The sequence below is a fragment of the Aeromonas diversa CDC 2478-85 genome (genome assembly GCF_000819805.1).
In the GTDB taxonomy this organism is placed as follows: Bacteria; Pseudomonadota; Gammaproteobacteria; order Enterobacterales; family Aeromonadaceae; genus Aeromonas; species Aeromonas diversa.
The window spans coordinates 112,671-128,364 of sequence record NZ_CDCE01000031.1 but is presented as its reverse complement, the minus strand read 5'-3'; the positions used below and the strand labels follow the sequence as shown (position 1 = coordinate 128,364).

The 15,694-nt window shown below is 61.9% G+C and carries 16 protein-coding genes; 1 reads left to right on the top strand and 15 read right to left on the bottom strand.

All coding sequences use genetic code 11. The annotated features are described in order from the left end of the window. Positions 1-29 precede the first annotated feature (29 nt). From BN1121_RS12900 to BN1121_RS12885, 4 genes are all read right to left on the bottom strand, one after another. Complete coding sequence (locus tag BN1121_RS12900; protein ID WP_005348511.1) at positions 30-482, bottom strand: DUF1842 domain-containing protein; 453 nt, start codon at positions 480-482, stop codon at positions 30-32. A gap of 340 nt (positions 483-822) precedes the next feature. Beyond that, entirely contained in the window at positions 823-1,629 is an 807-nt protein-coding gene (locus BN1121_RS12895) for a phosphoadenylyl-sulfate reductase (protein ID WP_005348513.1), read from the bottom strand. Next, a complete protein-coding gene (gene cysI, locus BN1121_RS12890; protein WP_005348515.1) occupies positions 1,619-3,331 on the bottom strand; it encodes an assimilatory sulfite reductase (NADPH) hemoprotein subunit in 1,713 nt (570 codons plus the stop codon). Before cysI ends, BN1121_RS12895 begins: the two co-directional genes overlap by 11 nt. Continuing rightward, on the bottom strand, positions 3,331-5,094 hold the full coding sequence (locus tag BN1121_RS12885; protein WP_005348517.1) for an assimilatory sulfite reductase (NADPH) flavoprotein subunit: 1,764 nt from the start codon (positions 5,092-5,094) through the stop codon (positions 3,331-3,333). Before BN1121_RS12885 ends, cysI begins: the two co-directional genes overlap by 1 nt. A 181-nt stretch (positions 5,095-5,275) precedes the next feature. Between BN1121_RS12885 and BN1121_RS12880 the strand changes: the two genes are divergently transcribed. Next, positions 5,276-5,863, top strand: coding sequence for an HAD family hydrolase (locus tag BN1121_RS12880; protein ID WP_005348519.1), 588 nt, complete (start codon positions 5,276-5,278; stop codon positions 5,861-5,863). Between the two features lie 36 nt (positions 5,864-5,899). Here BN1121_RS12880 and BN1121_RS12875 read toward each other — a convergent pair whose 3' ends face one another. The 11 genes from BN1121_RS12875 to BN1121_RS12825 form a co-directional block, all read right to left on the bottom strand. Then, entirely contained in the window at positions 5,900-6,157 is a 258-nt protein-coding gene (locus BN1121_RS12875) for a hypothetical protein (protein ID WP_005348520.1), read from the bottom strand. 171 nt (positions 6,158-6,328) lie between these two features. Then, on the bottom strand, positions 6,329-7,126 hold the full coding sequence (locus BN1121_RS12870) for a DUF1338 domain-containing protein (RefSeq protein ID WP_005348523.1): 798 nt from the start codon (positions 7,124-7,126) through the stop codon (positions 6,329-6,331). 58 nt (positions 7,127-7,184) lie between these two features. After that, a complete protein-coding gene (gene astD, locus BN1121_RS12865; RefSeq protein ID WP_005348525.1) occupies positions 7,185-8,648 on the bottom strand; it encodes a succinylglutamate-semialdehyde dehydrogenase in 1,464 nt (487 codons plus the stop codon). 55 nt (positions 8,649-8,703) lie between these two features. Then, positions 8,704-9,723, bottom strand: coding sequence for an arginine N-succinyltransferase (astA, locus tag BN1121_RS12860; protein WP_005348527.1), 1,020 nt, complete (start codon positions 9,721-9,723; stop codon positions 8,704-8,706). Positions 9,724-9,800: 77 nt separating this feature from the next. Next, the gene (locus BN1121_RS12855; protein WP_005348528.1) at positions 9,801-11,012 is read right to left on the bottom strand and encodes an aspartate aminotransferase family protein; all 1,212 of its coding nucleotides are present in this window, start codon (positions 11,010-11,012) and stop codon (positions 9,801-9,803) included. Between the two features lie 276 nt (positions 11,013-11,288). Further along, complete coding sequence (locus tag BN1121_RS12850; protein ID WP_005348529.1) at positions 11,289-11,873, bottom strand: anthranilate synthase component II; 585 nt, start codon at positions 11,871-11,873, stop codon at positions 11,289-11,291. Positions 11,874-12,008: 135 nt separating this feature from the next. Then, positions 12,009-12,224, bottom strand: coding sequence for a hypothetical protein (locus BN1121_RS12845; RefSeq protein WP_005348531.1), 216 nt, complete (start codon positions 12,222-12,224; stop codon positions 12,009-12,011). A gap of 128 nt (positions 12,225-12,352) precedes the next feature. Then, positions 12,353-13,357 (bottom strand): tryptophan--tRNA ligase, encoded by a 1,005-nt coding sequence (gene trpS, locus BN1121_RS12840; protein ID WP_005348533.1) that lies wholly within the window; start codon positions 13,355-13,357, stop codon positions 12,353-12,355. An 18-nt stretch (positions 13,358-13,375) separates the two neighbouring features. Next, the gene (locus tag BN1121_RS12835; protein WP_005348535.1) at positions 13,376-14,047 is read right to left on the bottom strand and encodes a phosphoglycolate phosphatase; all 672 of its coding nucleotides are present in this window, start codon (positions 14,045-14,047) and stop codon (positions 13,376-13,378) included. Continuing rightward, a complete protein-coding gene (gene rpe / locus BN1121_RS12830; RefSeq protein ID WP_005348537.1) occupies positions 14,034-14,708 on the bottom strand; it encodes a ribulose-phosphate 3-epimerase in 675 nt (224 codons plus the stop codon). Before rpe ends, BN1121_RS12835 begins: the two co-directional genes overlap by 14 nt. A gap of 75 nt (positions 14,709-14,783) precedes the next feature. Continuing rightward, a complete protein-coding gene (locus BN1121_RS12825) occupies positions 14,784-15,662 on the bottom strand; it encodes a Dam family site-specific DNA-(adenine-N6)-methyltransferase (protein WP_005348539.1) in 879 nt (292 codons plus the stop codon). Positions 15,663-15,694: the final 32 nt, after the last annotated feature.

The window sequence follows — 15,694 nt, the reverse complement described above, 5'->3', positions numbered from 1 at the left end:
AGGCGCGTCTGTCTCATAACACCGGCGACTCACGCCAGCACGGCGGCTGGCACCAGGGTGACGGGCACATCCTTCACCTCATGCCACACCTGATTGCCATCCTGATACTTATAGTTGGCCGTGCCGGATTTCCAGTCGTCACTCAGCACCATGCGCAGCTCCAGATTCGGCTGGATTACGGGGCCGAGCCCCCCATGCTGAGGCCACTTGACGATGGGATAACCCTGAGCCGTCACCAGTATGTGACTCTTGTTCGGCATGACGGTCATATAGGTGTATTGACCCTTCAGCTCAGAGGCCACATCCAGGGGCGGATTGGTCGCCTGAGTCACGTGGGAGACCCCAGTCACCGTTTCGCCCGGTGTGTAGACAGCCAGGTTCAGATGCAGCAAGGGTGCCCCGGGCATGGCTTTGCCGATCTGGAAGGACGCAAGGAAGAGGCCGGTCTTGGTGTTGATCTGGGTATCGATTGGTGCATTCATGCCTGAATTCTCCATAAGGAAACGAGGATGCCCACAGCCCGACGACGAGCAACGCCATGCTAGTCCTTCTGCCTCGGGCCGTCACTGCCAAAAAGCCCATTTGACGCCCACCCTAAGTTCTTCTACTCAAGGACAAGCGCCATGTTCTGGAAGCGCCACCGCCCTGATGCGAGACATGAGCCGCGGCCGTGCGGCCAAAGAGAGAGCGGACAACAGGCGTTCCTGCCATAGGATCCCGACGGCTATCTATTGCGCCTGACTCGTTATCTGGGGGAGCGCCCCGCCGGGAGCACTCAATGCAGAAGGGGCCGACCGGCCCCTTCTTCATCGATGTGAAGTCTCAAATCCCGGAGCCGTCCTGCTCCTTGCCCTCTTCGTGCAGCCCGCACTCGCGCTTGAGGCCGAAGAAGCGGGTCTGCTCCTCGCTCATGCCAGGCTCCCACTTGGTGGTGGTGTGCACGTCGCCGACCGACAGATAACCCTGCTCCCACAAGGGGTGGTAGGGGAGGTCGAACTCCTTGAAGTAGTAGAAGACGTCCTTGTTGCTCCAGTCGATCACCGGCAGGAACTTGAAGCGGCCGCGCTGGATGGCCAGCACCGGCAGCTTGCCCCGGCTGCCTGACTGCTCACGGCGCAGGCCCGAGAACCAGGTGCGGGCACCCAGCTCGTTCAGGGCGCGGTCCATGGGCTCCACCTTGTTGAGCTGGTTGTAGCGGGTGATCCCCTCCACGCCCTGCTCCCACAAGAGGCCAAAACGGGCCTCCTGCCAGGCCGGGCTGAGTTCTGCCCGGTAGATCTTGAGGTTGAGGGCGAGGCGCTCGGTCAGCTCGTCGATGAAACGGTAGGTCTCGGGGAAGAGATAACCGGTATCGGTCAGCACCACGGGCACGTCGGCCCGCTCGCGGCTCACCAGGTGCAGCATCAGCGCCGCCTGGATGCCGAAGCTCGACGACAGCACATGCTCTCCCGGCAGGTTGGCCAGGGCCCAGCGTACCCGCTCGGGGGCGCTCATGGCGTCCAGCTCCCGGTTGAGGGGAGCCAGCGCCTCGACCTGCTCCTCCCGGCTCAAGGCCAGCAGGGCGTCGAGGTCGAGCCGACCGTCGGCGGTGCGCGCCAGCCGGGCTGTATCAGTCTGTTCAGGCTGCATAGAAGTCCCTCGCGGAGTCGATGACCGGGGCGATGATCCCGGCGCGAATGACGAAATCGCCGAAGCACTCGCCACCGTTGCGATCCTTGGCCCAACGACCGATCAGGGCGTCCAGCTCGGCCAGGATCTGCGCCTCTGTGATGTTCTCCCGGTACAGGCGCGGAATGCGCGTCCCCTCGAGATTTCCCCCCAGGTGCAGGTTGTATCGCCCCGGCGCCTTGCCCACCAGGCCCACCTCCGCCAGCATGGCGCGGCCGCAGCCGTTGGGGCAGCCGGTGACCCGGAAGATGATGGCGTCATCGGCCAGACCGTGTTTGGCCAGCAAGCCTTCGATGTCGGTGACAAACGCCGGCAGCATACGCTCGGCCTCGGCCATCGCCAGCGGGCAGGTGGGCAGGGCGACGCAGGCCATGGACTGCTTGCGCTGCTCGCTCACGCCGTCATCCAGCAGGCCGTACTGGCGCGCCAGCGCCTCGATTCGGGCCTTCTCGCCGGCCGGGACGCCGGCGATGATGAGGTTCTGGTTGGCGGTGAGGCGAAAATCCCCCTGATGCACCTTGGCGATCTCCAGCATGCCGGTCTTGAGCGGCTTGCCCGGGAAGTCCAGCAGGCGGCCGTTCTCGATAAACAGGGTCAGGTGGTGCTTGCCGTCGATCCCCTCGACCCAGCCGAAACGATCACCGCGGCTGGTGAAGGCATAGGGGCGCACCTCGCCAAATTGAATGCCGGCGCGCTTCTCCACCTCGGCCTTGAAGGCCTCGACGCCCACCCGTTCGAGGGTGTACTTGGTCTTGGCGTTCTTGCGGTTGACCCGGTTGCCCCAGTCGCGCTGGGTGCTGACCACGGCGGCTGCCACCTCCAGCACGTGGGAGAGGGGGATAAACCCGAAGTCACTCGCCTTGCGCGGATAGGTGCTGGTGTCGCCGTGGGTCATGGCCAGACCCCCGCCCACCAGCACGTTGAAGCCCACCAGCTTGCCACCTTCGGCAATCGCCACGAAGTTGAGATCGTTGGCGTGGATGTCCACGTCGTTGTGGGGCGGGATCACCACGGTCGTCTTGAATTTGCGCGGCAGGTAGGTCGACCCCAGGATCGGCTCCTCGTCCTCCCCCAGCTTCTCGCCGTCCAGCCAGATCTCCACGTAGGCGCGGGTCTTGGGCAGCAGGTGCTCGGAGATCTTCTTGGCCCACTCGTAGGCCTCCTGGTGCAGCTCGGACTCCACCGGGTTGCTGGTGCAGAGCACGTTGCGGTTCACGTCGCCCGCGGTGGCGATGGAGTCGATGCCGGTGCTATTGAGGGTCTGGTGCATCAGCTTGATGTCGCGCTTGAGCACCCCGTGGAACTGGAAGGTCTGGCGGGTGGTCAGGCGGATGCTGCCATACAGGCTGTGCTCTTCGGCGAACTGGTCGATCACCAGCCACTGGGCCGGGGTGATGATGCCGCCGGGCAGGCGGGCGCGCAGCATGACGTTGTGCAGCGGCTCGAGTTTTTGGGCGGCGCGCTCGGGGCGGATGTCACGGTCATCCTGCTGATACATGCCGTGAAAGCGGATCAGCTGGAAGTTGTCGCCGTTGAAGCCACCGGTAAGCGGGTCTTGCAGATCCTGCTCTATGGTGCCGCGCAGGAAGTGGCTCTCACGCTTGAGGCGCTCGTTGTCGGAGAGCGGTCCTTCCACCGGACCGGGAACGATTTGCTTGCTCATCAGTAGACATCCCTTTGATAACGTTTGGCACGACGCAGTTCGCTCAAATACTCTTCTGCTTCCTCACGACTCTTGCGACCGTGTTCGGCAATCACCTCCAGCAGGGCCTCTTGCACGTCTTTCGCCATGCGATTGGCATCACCGCACACGTAGAGGTGGGCCCCTTGCTCCAGCCAGGCATAGAGCTCACGCCCTTCCTGGCGCAGGCGATCCTGCACATAAATCTTCTCGGCCTGATCCCGGCTGAAGGCCAGGGAGATCTTCGACAGCAGGCCGGATTTCACATAGCGCTGCCACTCCACCTGATAGAGGAAATCCTGGGTAAAGTGCGGATTGCCGAAGAAGAGCCAGTTCTTGCCCTCGGCCCCTTGCGCTTCCCGCTCCTGCATAAAGGCGCGGAAGGGGGCGATGCCGGTGCCTGGCCCCACCATGATGACGGGGGTATCGGGGTTTTGCGGCAGGCGGAAGTTGTCGTTGTGCTCCACGAACACCCGCACCTCGGCCTCTTCGGCCAAGCGGTCCGCCAGATAGGAAGAGGCGGCGCCAGAGCGCACAGTGCCGTCTTCCTGCGGGTAGCGCACCACGCCGACAGTCAGGTGTACCTCTTCTTCCACCTCGCTCTGGCTGGAAGCGATGGAGTAGAGGCGTGGAGTGAGCGGGCGCAGCAGGCCGATCAGCTGTTCGGCAGAGAGAGCGGTCGGGAAGCGCTTGAGCACATCCACCACCTGGGCGGAGGACACCTGCGCGTTGACCTGGGCCTTGTCACCGGCCAGATCTTTGAGCGCCGCGTTGTCCGAGATCTCGGCAAGGCCGGTGATAAAGCCGCCGTGCAGCCGGGTCAGTTCGAAATGACGGGTCAGTGCGCTGCGCAGGTCGCCGTGGGCGGTCGCCTCATCGCCGGTCAGACCGGCCAGGGCCAACACTTCGCCCACGAGATCGGCATCGTTGTCGAACCAGATGCCCAGCGCATCCCCCGGCTGGTAGCGGATGCCGGACTCTTCCAGGCTGATCTCGATGTGACGGATGTCCTTGGTGGAATCGCGGCCGGTGATCTTCTGGTTGACCGAGAGCCGTGCCGGGAAGGGGTGCTCCTTGCTGTACTGGCTGTGGCCGACCGCTTGGGCGACGGCCTTGCTGACGCTGGTGCCTGTGCTCAGGGTCGCGGCGAGGGCAGTGAGCGCCTGCTCACCCCAGCTGGCGGCGGCCGCCTGGTAATCCACGTCGAGCAAGGCGCTCTCGACCACGCGCTCGGCGCCAGCCTGGGTGAGGAAGGTCTCGAAATCCTTACCGGTCTGGCAGAAGAACTCGTAGGAGCTGTCACCCAGCCCCAGCACGGCGAATTTGAGGCCATCGAGCTTGCCGACCTTGCCTTTCTTAAGCTGCTCGTGCAGATCCACCGCGCTCTCGGGCGGCTCGCCCTCGCCGTAGGTGCTCACTACCACCAGCAGGTGGGTCTCTTTCTTGAGCTGCTTGGGTTTGTAGTCGGCCATGGAGACCAGGGTGACAGGGATCCCCTTCCCTTCGGCCAGCTTGCGCACGCCCTCGGCGGCGCCCTTGGCGTTGCCGGTCTGGGAGCCGTAGAGGATGGTCAGGGAGCCGGATGCTGCGGCGATGACGGGAGCAGCCGGCGCGATGCCGCCCTGAGAGAGACCATAGAGATAACCGCTGACCCAGGCCAGCTGCTGGACGTTGAGACCGGATAGCACCTGGGAGAGCTGTTGTTGCTGCTCATCCGACAGGGGGGAGAGACCCTTCAATGACATAGCTCGAATCTTCCATGAGGAGGTTTTCATCGAGCCTAACGGGGTGAGTGAATAACAACAAAGAATAAAAAGGCATTCTTTATTCCCAAAAACCACATTAGCAATACCCTGAGAGCGGCACCTCAACATCCCGCTGCGATCTCTGCTAGTCTGGCCCTCTTCAACATTGCGAGGTAGGCCCATGTTTGAGCAGTATGACGCCCTGATTTTCGATCTCGATGGCACCCTGGTGGACTCCATGTCCCTGCATCTGGAGGCCTGGGAGCAGACGGCAGCCGAATTCGGCTTGCCGTTCGATCGCACTCGCATTCACGGCATGGGCGGCATACCGACGCGCAAGATCGTCGCCTTTCTGGCCGCCGAGCTGGGGCTCGATATCGATGTCGAGGCCTTCACCCGGCGCAAGGTCGCCCTCTATTTGGCCAGTATCGACAAGGTACGGGTCTATCCCCAGATGTGGGAGCTGGTGAAGAGCCAGTACGGCAAGCGCCCCATGGGCATTGGCACCGGCTCACCGCGCCGCCATGTGGAGCAGATCCTGCGCCAGACCGGTCTGGACGCCTATATCGAGACCGTAGTGAGCGCCGATGACGTGGACAATCACAAGCCCCACCCCGATACCTTCCTCACCGTCGCCGCACGGCTCGGTGTCACACCGGCTCGCTGCCTGGTGTTCGAAGATACCGAGATCGGCCTGCAAGCCGGTCGCGCCGCCGGCATGGATACGGTGCTGGCCACCGACGGGGTTCTAAACCAACAACCGGCCTGACCGCAGAGCAGGGCGACCATGGGTCGCCCTGAGGTATCAGGCCAAGGCCCCCAAACCGGGCAGAATCTCCTCAAGGTGCGCCTTACCCCCTTTCGCCTTGCCAAATCCCTTGCGCTCCATGCAGCTGTCAAACGCCTCGCCCAGGGGGCGGCCATTCTCTTTGCACGCCTCCAGGGCCGCCTTCATCTCGACCGGCATCTCGCGCGGCCCTTCGGGTGGGGCATTGCGTGCCTGCTCGGCGGCACTGGCCGACAGGGCAAAGAGGTAAACGAGCAAGAGTAAAAGGGCTTTCATAGAACGACTCCTCGCAGAAAATGGAACAAGCAGACCCTGTTGGGTGCGTGCTTGTCGCAGGCCATCATGCAGGCAAGGAGATACTAACCAAAGGGATTGAACGGCGCCGTCAAGGGCGCGTAAAGCTTGTGGCGGGGAGAGAAAAAACAAGGCGCCCGAGGGCGCCCGCGATTACATGGCGTTGGTCGACTCGAAGATCTTGTCGGCCGAGGCTTCGACGAAGCCCGGGTAGAGGATGCCGTCGGCCTGCGGGTAGCGCAGGGCAAACTCGTAGAAACAGCTCGGGATAGTCTTCACCCCGTCGGTAAAGGCCACATCGGCCTTGTCGGCCATGGTGGAGGACTGCTCCAGCATCACTTCCGGATCGCCCTTCACCTCACCACCAACCGAGTTGAGCACGAAGCCGGCGTTCTTCAGGGCCGCATTGACCGCCTCTATGGTGTCAAAGTCGCGAAGACGGTTGATGCTGACGGTGAAGTGGTTGGCGCGATAGCCCCAGGCGGCCATCCAGGCGGCGTACTCGCTCTCGGCCAGCAGGGTCTGGTAGTCGGCGTAGGAGACGCGCCACGGGGCGCCGGCATAGAGGAAGGCCGGGGCATCGGTCAGATAGTCGGGCACCTGATCAACAAGAGACTGGATGATGGCCTGGGCCGGGGCACTGAGCTCCTCCACCTTCAACTCGCTGATGAAGACCTTGGGGGCATCCGGATCCTTGTGCTCGAAATGCTTGGCCTTGAGCTTCTTGGCCTTGAATTCGTACTGCCCCTTCTCCTCATAGCCCAGGGCCAGGAAGTGGGCCGCCAGCTTCTCCAACCCCACCTTGGGCAGGTTGAAGGTACGGAAGGCGACATGATCGTTGACGATGGGCTCGCCACCGCCCAGCAGTGCGTGCACCTTGTGGGCGCTCGGGGTGACCTTGATGTAGTTGTCCCACAGATGACCGAACAGGGTCTCGATATCCTTTTGCATCTCTCTTTCCTTTGCTTGCGGGGTACAAACCGGGGCGCCTTCATGGGCCCCCCTTGTTTTAGAAATGAAGACCAGGCGACAGCTGTTCCGGCATGGCCGCCTTGCCATCCTCGACCGAGGCGACCGGGTAGGCACAGTAGTCGGCCGCATAGTAGGCGCTGGCGCGGTGGTTGCCCGAGGCGCCGATGCCGCCAAACGGTGCGGCACTGGAGGCGCCCGTGATGGGCTTGTTCCAGTTGACGATACCGGCACGGATGCGCTTGAAGAAGTGCTGCCAGTCGGCCTCGCGGTCACCCAGTAGACCGGCGGAGAGGCCGAAACTCGTGGCATTACCTTGATCGATGGCGGCGTCGAAGTCGTCGTAGCGAATGACTTGCAGCAGTGGGCCGAAGTACTCCTCGTCCGGCAGGGAGGCGACGCCGGTGACGTCTATGATGCCGGGGGAGACAAAGCCGGTGCCCGGCTCCAGGTGCTTGAGCTCGAGCAGGGACTCGGCGCCCAGGCTCTTGAGATGGCTCTGGGCCGCGACCATGCCCAGCGCCGCCTTCTCGCTTATCATGGCGCCCATGAAGGGCTGGTCCGCGTCGTCGTAATGGCCAACACGAATGCGGCTCGCCACGTCGCGCAGACGCGCCAGCAAGGCGTCGCCCGCGGCACCGCGCTGGATAAAGAGGCGGCGCGAGCAGGTGCAACGCTGGCCAGAGGTGATGAAGGCGGACTGCACGATGGCATGCACGGCGCCGTCGATGTCGCTCACATCCTTGACGATAAGCGGGTTGTTGCCGCCCATCTCGAGGGCCAGGATCTTGCCCGGCTGACCGGCATACTGCTGGTGCAGCAGATGGCCGGTGCGCGACGAGCCGGTGAAGAAGAGGCCATCGATATCGGCATGGCCCGCCAGGGCCTTGCCGGTATCGACCTCGCCCTGCACCAGGTTAATCACGCCGGCCGGCAGACCGGCCTCCTGCCAGACCTTGAGGGTCGCCTCGGCCACCAGGGGGGTCAGCTCGGAGGGCTTGAAGATGACAGTGTTACCGGCGATGAGGGCCGGCACTATGTGGCCGTTGGGCAGGTGACCGGGGAAGTTATAGGGGCCAAACACCGCCACCACACCGTGGGGCTTGTGACGAACGAACGCCTTGGCACCCGGCATGGGGTTCTCGACGGTGCCGGTACGCTCTTCGTGGGCACGGATCGAGATCGCTATCTTGCCCTGCATGGCGGCCACCTCGGTACGGGTCTCCCACAGGGGCTTGCCGGTTTCACGGGCTATGGTCAGGGCCAGGGACTCCTTATGCTCGCCGAGCAGCTCGGCGAAACGGGTCACTATCTCCAGACGCTCATCCAGAGGGCGATCCCCCCAGTGGTAGAAGGCGGCGCGCGCCGCCTTGACGGCGGCATCCACCTGGGCCGGGCTGGCGGCCTGGCCACGCCAGACCACCAGATTCTTGGCCGGATCGACCGAGACGAATTCTGTTCCTTCACCGGCCAGCCACTGGCCGTTAATCAGCTGTACATTCATTCCATTGTCTCCAGCGGGCAGCGCCCGTCACACCGGACCCTCGCCCGGCAAATCATCAGTCGAGTTCAACCACCCGCACCATGTCCCCGTCCTGCACCTTGAGGGCCGCCGCCATCTTGGGCGGAATAATGGCCTCGTGGGTGTCGGGGTTGATGCTGATGCTACCGTAGCAGGCACGATACTGGCTGAAACGGTTGTTGCAGATGAGGAAGGGCTGCCCACCCACCGGATCGCCCACCTGCACCGACAGACGGCGACTGCGGCGCACGCTGCGAATGTTCTGCAGCTCGCACTCCACGGCGGGGCCGGCATCGAAGATGTCCACATAACCGCGGTTCACGAAGCCTTCATCGTGCAGCATCTTGATAGCCGGACGGGTCTTATCGTGAGTCTTGCCGATGACGGCGCGGGCCGCATCGGAGAGCAGGTTTACGTAGATGGGGTACTTGGGCATCAGTTCGGCGATGAATCTCTTTTTGCCGATGCCGGTCAGGTAGTCCACGGTCGGGAAGTCGAGGGAGAAGAAGTGGGTCTGCAACCACTCATAGAAGGGGCTATGGCCCTCTTCATCGGAGACACCGCGCATCTCGGCGAAGACGGTGTTGTCGAACAACTCCTGATGCTCTGCCATAAACAGGAAACGGTGCTTGGAGAGCAGTCGCCCGTTCTGCCCCTCACGGGCACATTCGCGCAGGAACAGGGTGCAGAGCTCGGTGCTGCCGGTGTAGTCGTTGGAGAGCGTCAGCGTCTCGACCACGTTGTAGATGCCGAGCTTGGGCGAGGAGTGCACCACCTTGCCGATGTGGTAGTTGTAGAAGGGCTGGGAGAGCCCGACGGCGGCGTCGATGGCGCAGGTTCCGACCATCTCGCCGGTCTCGAGATCCTCGGCCACGAAGAAGTAGAGGCAATCTCCCTTGCCGGCCGGCTTATCGGAGAAGGTCTGCATGGATGCATCGATCTTGCGCTGCAGCAACTCGTCGTTGACCGGCAGCGAGGTCATGCCGGTGCCGGACTCGATGGCACAGGTCTTGAGGCCCGCAAAATCTTTCTGCTCTATGGGGCGAATAACCAACATGTATGACAACTCCCTTGATTGACGACAGGCGGGGATCCCGGCTCCTGCCAGGATCATCTCCCCGCCTCAATACAGGATCAGGCGCCGACCACCTGGGCAACCGCCTTCTCGAAGCGGGCCAACCCTTCCTTGATATCCGCTTCGGGGATGATCAGGGATGGGGTGAAGCGCACCACGTTGGTCCCGGCCACCAGGGCCATCAGCCCCTGGTCGATGGAGGCCAACAGGAAGTCGCGGGAGCGCCCCTTGTAGTCCTCATTCAGCACGGCGCCGAGCAGCAGGCCCTGGCCACGCACCTCGCTAAAGCAGTGATACTTGGCGTTGATCGCCTCCAGGCCCTCGCGGAACAGCTGTTCACGACGCTTCACGCCGTCGAGTACCTCCGGGGTGTTGACCACGTCGAGCACCGCCTCGGCCACGGCACAGGCCAGCGGGTTGCCACCATAGGTAGAGCCGTGAGTCCCCACTTTCAGGTGGGAGGCGATATCGGTGGTGGTCAGCATGGCGCCGATCGGGAAGCCACCGCCAAGTGCCTTGGCACTGGTGAGGATGTCAGGGGTGACGCCCAGCCCCATGTAGGCGTAGAGGTGGCCGGTGCGGCCCACGCCAGACTGGACTTCGTCGAAGATCAGCAGGGCGTTGTGCTTGTCACACAGGGCTCGCACTCCCTTGGCGAACTCATCGGTGGGGCTGATGATGCCACCCTCCCCTTGCAGCGGCTCCATGACCACGGCGCAGGTGTTATCGGAGATCACCGCCTCCAGGGCCGCCAGATCGTTGTAGGCGACGTGGGTGATGTCGCCCGGCTTGGGGCCGAAACCGTCGGAATAGGCAGCCTGGCCACCGACGCTCACGGTGAAGAAGGTGCGACCATGGAAGCCCTGGTGGAAGGCGATGATCTGAGTCTTTTGCTCACCGAAGCGCTCCAGGGCGTAGCGACGGGCCAGCTTGAGGGCGGCCTCGTTGGCCTCGGCGCCGGAGTTACAGAAGTAAACCTTTTCGGCAAAGGTAGCCGCGACCAGTTTCTTCGCCAGGCGCAGGGCCGGCTCGTTGGTCATGACGTTGGAGAGGTGCCAGAGCTGCTCACCCTGGCTCTTGAGGGCCTCCACCAGCTTGGGGTGGCAGTGGCCGAGGCCGTTGACCGCGATTCCGCCGGCAAAGTCGATGTACTCACGCCCTTCTTGATCCCAGACATGGGAGCCGGCGCCACGCACCGGGATGATTTTGGCCGGGGCATAGTTGGGTACCATCACTTCATCGAACGACTCACGTGTCACTTGCACTGACATAGCTTGCTCCTTGTGATCGGCACTCAGAATATTTGACCGCCGAAAAGTTAAATCCGTGTAAACACGACCGGATTATCACAAAAAAAAAGAAAAAAGTCTGCAACCTGCCGGACTTAGGCAAACAATGTTCGACAGGGCATGAGAAAATAGGCGGGCCTATTGCATAACGGAGCAGGCTTGCTTGGCAAGACCCAATATGGCGGTAATGAGGAATGAATAAAATATCAGGCGAGGGAACGCGAATCTGACATCAAAATTGCGAGGAAAATCACGAAATCAGCGGGCGGCGCCGACAAAATTGGCCAACAGATCGAGTCCCTGCTGGCTGAGAATGCTCTCCGGATGAAACTGCACCCCCTCAATGTTAAGAGATTGATGCCGCAGCCCCATGATCTCGTCGGGACGCCCTTGCTCATCCTGGCTCCAGGCGGTGACCGCCAACGCATCGGGCAGGGAGTCCCACTCCACCACCAGCGAATGATAGCGGGTCACGGTCAGGGGATCGGCCAGGCCGCGAAACACCCCCTCCCCCGTGTGACGAATGGCAGAGGTTTTACCGTGCATCACCCGGCGGGCACGCACCACTCTGGCACCAAACGCCTGGGCCAGGGACTGATGACCAAGACAGACTCCGAGAATGGGTAACTGCCCGGCAAAGTGACGGATCGCCTCGAGAGAGATCCCCGCTTCATTGGGGGTGCAGGGGCCGGGGGAAATAACGAGATGATCCGGAGCCAGGTCGGCAATTCCGTCCAGGGTGATCTCATCGTTGCGGCGCACCACGACCTCGGTGCCCAGCGCCCCAAAATATTGCACCAGGTTCCAGGTAAACGAGTCGTAGTTATCGATAAGCAGCAACATAGAAAGGCGAACACACTCGGCTAAGGGACAAGGCTGGCCCGGCGGGGGCACATTCTGACACGGTTGGACGCAGGGATAAACGGTCCTTCCAGGTGCACCCGGGCAGCCCGGCACACAAAACAGAGGGGGGCCCGCTTAACGATCCAGCAGACGCCCTTGCTCCAGCTCACGCTCGCGTTGGCACTCGGCCAGATAGATGGCAGCGGCCACCGAGGGCATGGTGTGATGTCTGTCGATGGCATTGGAGACCATCAGTTGCAGGGTATTTACGTTCTTTGCCTTACGGAATTTACGGAGCCAGTGCCCCTTGTCTTCCAATTCGGTCATGGGTATGTCGGCGTGAGCGGTCATGCTTTCTCAATAGAATTACTTTGAACGGGAATATTCGGCAATCGATCCATCAGTGACCATTGTCGGCAACAAAAACAAAGAAAGCCAGGTCATAACCCAGCTCTCTTCTACTACACCTTCCCAGTATGTCAGGCTCGAGGAACGAAGCCGATTACATCATATACTCTGGAAAGAGTTTTTTCAGCCCTTTCACGCGCCTTTTGTGCGCCTTGCGCCAAAATGGAGAGCAGCAACGCCTCATCCTGGCGCAGCTCGTGGAAACGGGCCTGCATCGGCTCGAGCATGGCCACCACGGCGTCGGCACACTCTCCCTTGAGATGACCGTACATCTTGCCATCGAAGTGCTCGACCAGCTCCGGGATGGAGCGACCGGTCGCGCCGGACATCAGGGTCAACAGGTTGGAGACGCCGGGTTTGTTCTCGACATCGAAGCGCACCACGGGCGGGTTGTCGGAGTCGGTGACCGCACGCTTGATCTTCTTGGCGATCTGCTTGGGATCTTCCAACAGGCCGATGAAGTTGGCCTCGTTATCATCGGACTTGGACATCTTCTTGGTCGGGTCTTGCAGGCTCATCACCCGTGCCCCTTCGGTCGGGATGAAGGGGTCCGGCATGGTGAAGACCTCACCATAGAGGCTGTTGAAGCGATAGGCGATGTCGCGGGTCAGTTCCAGATGCTGCTTCTGGTCATTACCGACCGGCACCTGGTTGGCCTGATAGAGCAGGATATCGGCGGCCATCAGCACCGGGTAACCGAACAGACCGACGTTAACGTTGTTCTCGAAACGGGCCGACTTGTCCTTGAATTGGGTCATCCGTGACAGCTCGCCCATCTGGGTGTAGCAGTTGAGAACCCACCCCAGCTCGGCGTGCTGAGGTACATGAGACTGAATGAAGACGGTGCTCTTCTTGGGATCGATACCGACTGCCAGGTAGAGCGCCGCCGCATCGAGGCACGCCTTGCGCAGGGCCAGGGGATCCTGGCGCACGGTGACGGCATGCATATCGACGATGCAGTAGAGGCAGTCATAGTCGTCCTGCATGTTGACCCACTGACGCAAGGCCCCCATGTAGTTACCGATGGTGAGTTGGCCCGAGGGCTGGGCGCCGCTCAGTACGATTGGTTTAGCCATAGAGTGTGAGTTCCTTTATTAACCGGGCAGGATCGTATCCAGCCCGGAAAAGTGTTCAAAGACCCAATCGGGTTGGGAGTCGGCAATCGGGCGCCCGTAGTTGTAGCCATAGGTGAGACCCACTACCTGCATGCCAGCCGCCTTGGCCGCCAACACGTCGTTTTCGGAATCGCCAACCATGAGGGTGCGCGTCGCAGCCACCTGCAACTCGTGGCAGGCGTGCAGCAGGGGCGCGGGATGGGGCTTCTTCTCGGGCAGGCAGTTGCCACCGAGCCAGAGGGCAAAGTGGCGGCCGATATCGAGGGCATCGAGGATCGGCTGTACGAAAGAGGTCGGCTTGTTGGTCACCACGGCCAGGCGGTAACCGGCCGCATCGAGGCGTGCCAGGGTGGCGGCCACCCCTTGGTACATCTCAAGACCTTCCAACAGGCAGGCGTCGTAATGGCGGCCGAAGGCGGGACGGGCAGTGGCAAACAGCTCTTCGCCGGCACCGACATGCTGCAGGGCACGCTGTACCAGCTTATCGGCACCGTTCCCGACCCAGGTTCGCACCAGCGCCTCGGGCACCTCATCAAAACCACACTCAACCAGCATACGATTAACCGCCAGCGCCAGCTGGGGAACGCTGTCGATCAGGGTGCCATCGAGATCGAACAGGACGAGATCGAAGGGGCGCTCAACGACGGACATGGGCCAGCTCCGTACGCATCTGATCGATCACCGCCTTGTAGTCGGGCTTGCCGAAGATGGCAGAGCCTGCCACGAACATGTCGGCGCCGGCTTCGGCGATCTCGCGAATGTTATCGACCTTGACGCCACCATCGATCTCGAGGCGGATGTCACGGCCACTCTCGTCGATCAGACGGCGCACCTGGCGCAGCTTGTCGAGAGTGCCAGGAATGAAACTCTGACCGCCGAAGCCCGGGTTGACCGACATCAGCAGGATCACGTCCAGCTTGTCCATCACATGGTCCAGGTGGAAAAGGGGGGTCGCCGGATTGAACACCAGGCCGGCCTGGCAGCCCTGCTCCTTGATGAGCCCCAGGGTGCGGTCGATGTGATCAGAGGCTTCGGGGTGGAAGGTGATGAGAGACGCACCGGCCTTGGCGAAGTCGGGGATGATACGATCGACCGGCTTGACCATCAGATGCACATCGATGGGCGCCTCGATGCCATAGTCACGCAGGGCCTGGCACACCATGGGTCCAATGGTCAGGTTGGGCACATAGTGGTTGTCCATCACATCGAAGTGAACCACATCGGCACCGGCGGCCAACACCTTGGTCACGTCCTCACCCAGGCGGGCAAAGTCGGCTGAGAGGATCGAAGGGGCAATCAGAAAGTCTTTCATCGGCGTCATCCATTGGCTGCGGGGCACAAAAACGGCGCAATTTTACCGCAAAGCCCGAGCCGAGACGAGGCCGAATCACGCCGGCCGGGCGGGCTCTGAGTGAGGCGCCTCGGGATACCAACCCTGCTCGGGCGAGATACCGGGCAGGTAGAGTGCGAGCAGCTCGGCCACCTTGTTACGCCCACCGCCATTTCGACTGATGGTGCGCTTGACCTGCACCTCGTCGAGGCGGGCACCGCGATAGAGTTCGCGGGTCAACTCGATGTCGTGGTTGCTGATGAGTACCGGTACACCTTTCTCAGCCGCCGTGTGCCTCGCGACTCGGGCCAGCACGGCCTGATCGTCCAGAGTGAAGCCACTGGCTGCATAGCTGGTGAAGCTGGCAGTGGTAGAGAGGGGGGCATAAGGGGGATCGCAATAGATGACCCAGTCGGACTCGGCGCGGGCCATGGCGTCCACATAGCTCTCGCAGATGAAGGTGGCCTTCTTGGCCTTCTCGGCGAACAGCCACAGCTCTTTTTCCGGGAAATAGGGCTTCTTGTAGGAGCCGAAGGGGACGTTGAAGCCGCCCTTCTTGTTGTAACGGCACAGACCGTTAAAACCGTGTCGATTCAGGTAAAGAAACAGCTGAGCCCGCTCGAGACTGTCGCTGGCCTGATTGAACTGGGTGCGTAAACGGTAGTAGGCGGCCTTGTTGTTGAACTCGGGTTCAAACCAGCGCCGCGCCTCACCAATCAGGCGATCCGGGGAATACTTGAGATGGTTATAGAAGTCGATGAGGTCAGGATTGATGTCGTTGAGCACATACTCTTCGAAGTCTGTGTTCAGAAACACGGAGCCGGCACCGACAAACGGCTCCAGCAACACGCGCCCCTCGGGCAGCCGCTCGGCAATCTCTTCGATCAGGGAGAACTTGCCCCCGGCCCATTTCAGGAAGGCACGCGTTTTTTTCATGGAGTTCCGGTGAGTGGAGTGAGGCCCGAAAG